Origin of the sequence: Mammaliicoccus stepanovicii, from assembly GCF_002902525.1 — a bacterium.
In the GTDB taxonomy this organism is placed as follows: Bacteria; Bacillota; Bacilli; order Staphylococcales; family Staphylococcaceae; genus Mammaliicoccus; species Mammaliicoccus stepanovicii.
This window is the reverse complement of sequence record NZ_PPQZ01000122.1, coordinates 1-3,517: the sequence shown is the minus strand read 5'-3', so window position 1 is coordinate 3,517 and position 3,517 is coordinate 1. Positions and strand designations below refer to the sequence as shown.

Below are 3,517 nucleotides of genomic sequence, written 5' to 3'. Positions count from 1 at the left end.
GTATATATAAATGCATATAGTAAAATTTACCAAATAAATGATGAGAGTTAAATTTTATGATATTATTTATACAAATAGTAAATAGGAGGAAACATCATGTTTGACAACTTACTTACCTCATTTGGCATTGGTTCAATCGTTGTAGATACAAAGATAGAGAATAATATTAATTTTGAAAATGATTTGATAAGAGGGGTTATAATTTTAAAAGGTGGAAAAAAGGATCAACATATCAATAAAATAGAATTGACTTTAGTAGAGAAAATTGAAAATACTGATAAGACAAGTCAGTTTGAAGTTGTTGAAAATGAATTAGAAACTTATACTTATTCACAAGATTTTATAGTTAAAGAAGCTAAGGAAGAGAGAATTTCATTTCAATTTGCATTAGAGAGTCTAGAATTTGATTCCAACAAAAATGACTTATATTTGAAAACACATGTCTTTATTGAAAATTCTGTAGATGCTTATGATGAAGATTGTGTTTATATTAAGAATAAATAAATTTTAAGTGCCTACGACAAGTATGACGTCTTAGGCACTTATATACTAGATTTGTAGTTTTAAGTCTTTCAAGATTGTATCAAGTGTTTCTTCGATAGTCATTTCTTTATTTATTGTTTTTTCATTTCTAATTCCTAAATAGTCGTGAGCAGTATACCATGATCGTAACTCACTTTCACCAAAATCAGTATTATCTTTCGTATTATGCCTATTCAAGGTTTCTTCAAGCGGTAAATCATAATAATAAACTAATGTGGTTTTAGCTGTATTTAATTGTCTACGTAACATATTTCCATATTTGTTTTCAGCTAAAATACCTTCAATAATAACAAATTCACAATGTTTATTTCCATATTGAATTAATTGTTCAATAAGCCCAATTGCCAAATTATTTGGTTTATCTTTAACCATTAGCATTTGCCTTCTAACATAATCTTGAGAAATTAGTAAAGTACAGCTGCCAAGAATTTTATGTAATTTATTTGCTACAACCGTTTTGCCACTTCCTGAATTTCCTCTTATTAATATTAAAGTAGACATGAAATCACTCCTTTGAATTGTTAAAAGTGATAAATTAGTTAATTTCGTTCTAAAAATTCTAACCTATTGCCGAATGGGTCAGATATATAGAATCGATTTACACTTTGTATATTATAATCTTCTATAATGTCAATTTCAGCTTCCTTTAATTTAGTTTTGAGAAGTTCTAAATTTATTACTTCAAATGCAGGATGTGCTTTTGTTGCTGCGCTAAAATCTGTTTGATTTCCAATATGTAACTGGTGATTACCAACTTGGTACCAAATACCACCTCTCTTTGCTAATGACGTTGGTTTCTTTATTTCAGTAAATCCTAATATGTCTGTATAGAATAATCTAGCTATATCTTCTTGATTTGGTGGAGAAGCGACTTGAACATGGTCTATTCCTTTATATGCATATTTCATAATTAGACTTACCTACCTTTTTAGGATATTTTTTATATACTTAGCATAAACTTAAAGTCTGTAAAATAATAATTCGAAAAAATTATGTAAAGTAATTAAATTATGTAAATTATAAGTTATAATGGTTTAACTTAATAATTAAGAACTGGAGGAATTGAAATGATTAGAAATGCTACTAAAGATGATTTAGGAGCGATACTTGATATTTATAATGAGGCAATAATTCATACTACTGCTGTATATACATATGAAAAAACGAATATCGAAGAGCGACAATTATGGTTTAAACAAAAGGTTGATCAAGAAATTCCTGTTATCGTATTTGAAATTGATGGTAAAGTTGCTGGTTTCGCAACTTACGGTCCATTTCGAAATTGGCCAGCTTATCAATATACTATTGAACATTCTATTTATGTTGATTCATCTTATCATAGGAAAGGTATCGCTTCTCAATTATTAGATGAATTGATTTCAATCGCTAGTAGTAAAGGATATAAGACAATGGTAGCTGGAATTGATGCTTCAAATAAAGGAAGTATCACGTTACATCTGAATAAAGGATTCACTCATTCAGGGACGCTTAAGAATGTTGGTTATAAATTTGATACATGGCTAGATTTAGACTTTTATCAATTAATATTGAAATGATTATGATACTTATGTATTTTAAAATGATATAATAAAGATAAATATTAATAATAAACACACTTTCGAAAAACCGAAAGTGTGTTTATTTGTAACGTTAAATTAAAGGGGTATTTATGGATATAACAATTTTAGTGTTGATCATAATCTCTATTTTATTAGGAGCACTCGTGAGAAATATTTTTGGTTTTGGTGAGGCATTAGTTACAATGCCATTATTGTCTTTATTAAACGTTGATTTTAAATTGTCGATTTCAATTGTAGCTATAATCGGACTGCTCGTTGCATTACCTGTATTTGTTAAAAATCGACATAACTTAGATTGGACTATTATTAAAAGGCTATTGATAGGCTCTTTAATTGGTGCTCCGATTGGTATCATAATCGTAAAGTTTGCGAATGAAGCATTTATCGTTAAATTTTTAGGTATATTTATATTGGTTTACGGCTCCATTAATTTATTAAATCAAATAATAAAAGTCTACAATGTCGATAAAGATATTCCGAATGTATTTGATTATGTGGCGGGATTAATATCAGGCATACTAGGTAGTGCATACAATAGTCATGGTGTTCCAATTATTATTTATGGAACGATGAAAAAATGGTCTGCACTAGAGTTGAAAAAAATTTCACAAGTACATTTCTTTATAACAGGTTGTTTTATTGTTATGAGTCATGGTGTGTCAGGATTTTGGAGTCTCTCGTTAGTACAATTATTAATAATTGTACTACCACTTCTCGTATTAACATTATGGCTCGGTAATATTATAAGTAAGCATATAAACCCTAAAACATTTATTAAATATGTTTATATCCTATTAATAATATTTGGCATATTAATGATTATTAAATAGGTAATTAAAGATGCCGTAATTCGGTCTTATTTAATACGCGTATAGCATTTTGTAAACTATAAATCATGGCTTCAAACTTACAAATTGAATCGCGGGTATAGTTATATATATGAAATAATTCGATATAGTATAATTGATACTCGCTTCTTTTGTCATTGAGTAAATTCTTATTATAAATTAAAGCGTTTTTGACACGAACCATTTCATTGTAAATAAACGAATCATTGATAAATAACGCTGCTTCATTTGTTGGCTCAAAGAAATTAAGGAATTCTATATATGACTCAAATCTGCTAACAATTAAATTTAAATACTTGTCCAAATGGAATCACTCCTAAAATATTGTGTAACACCATTATACGAACATACGTTCTATTTTGTAAAGTGAAATATATTTTTATATAAAATTTAACCAAAATCAGTCAAAATCATTTAAAATCGTTTAAATTTGTTGTGTATAAGAACACTTTAGATGTAATATATAATTCTGGGATAAATATTACATCAATTGCCACTAGATAACACGAATGATGTTTTGTAATATTTATATATTATGTTTTATGG

The 3,517-nt window shown here is 27.6% G+C and carries 5 protein-coding genes; 3 read left to right on the top strand and 2 right to left on the bottom strand.

The window, feature by feature from the left end; genetic code table 11:
• The first annotated feature begins 96 nt into the window (after positions 1–96).
• Entirely contained in the window at positions 97–504 is a 408-nt protein-coding gene (locus tag CD111_RS12130; RefSeq protein WP_095088197.1) for a sporulation protein, read from the top strand.
• A gap of 45 nt (positions 505–549) precedes the next feature.
• Here the strand turns inward: CD111_RS12130 and CD111_RS12125 are convergent, their stop codons facing one another.
• Entirely contained in the window at positions 550–1,044 is a 495-nt protein-coding gene (locus CD111_RS12125) for an AAA family ATPase (protein WP_095088195.1), read from the bottom strand.
• 38 nt (positions 1,045–1,082) lie between these two features.
• Entirely contained in the window at positions 1,083–1,451 is a 369-nt protein-coding gene (locus CD111_RS12120; protein ID WP_095088193.1) for a VOC family protein, read from the bottom strand.
• A 159-nt stretch (positions 1,452–1,610) separates the two neighbouring features.
• Here CD111_RS12120 and CD111_RS12115 point away from each other — a divergent pair, with 159 nt between their 5' ends.
• Positions 1,611–2,099 (top strand): GNAT family N-acetyltransferase, encoded by a 489-nt coding sequence (locus CD111_RS12115; protein ID WP_095088191.1) that lies wholly within the window; start codon positions 1,611–1,613, stop codon positions 2,097–2,099.
• A gap of 113 nt (positions 2,100–2,212) precedes the next feature.
• Complete coding sequence (locus tag CD111_RS12110; protein WP_095088190.1) at positions 2,213–2,953, top strand: sulfite exporter TauE/SafE family protein; 741 nt, start codon at positions 2,213–2,215, stop codon at positions 2,951–2,953.
• The last annotated feature ends 564 nt before the right edge of the window (positions 2,954–3,517 follow it).

Bases quoted from the DNA above. Each gene is read 5' to 3' on its own strand.
- CD111_RS12125 (WP_095088195.1), bottom strand. From the start codon at position 1,044: ATGTCTACTTTAATATTAATAAGAGGAAATTCAGGAAGTGGCAAAACG.
- CD111_RS12110 (WP_095088190.1), top strand. From the start codon at position 2,213: ATGGATATAACAATTTTAGTGTTGATCATAATCTCTATTTTATTAGGA.
- CD111_RS12120 (WP_095088193.1), bottom strand. From the start codon at position 1,451: ATGAAATATGCATATAAAGGAATAGACCATGTTCAAGTCGCTTCTCCA.
- CD111_RS12115 (WP_095088191.1), top strand. From the start codon at position 1,611: ATGATTAGAAATGCTACTAAAGATGATTTAGGAGCGATACTTGATATT.
- CD111_RS12130 (WP_095088197.1), top strand. From the start codon at position 97: ATGTTTGACAACTTACTTACCTCATTTGGCATTGGTTCAATCGTTGTA.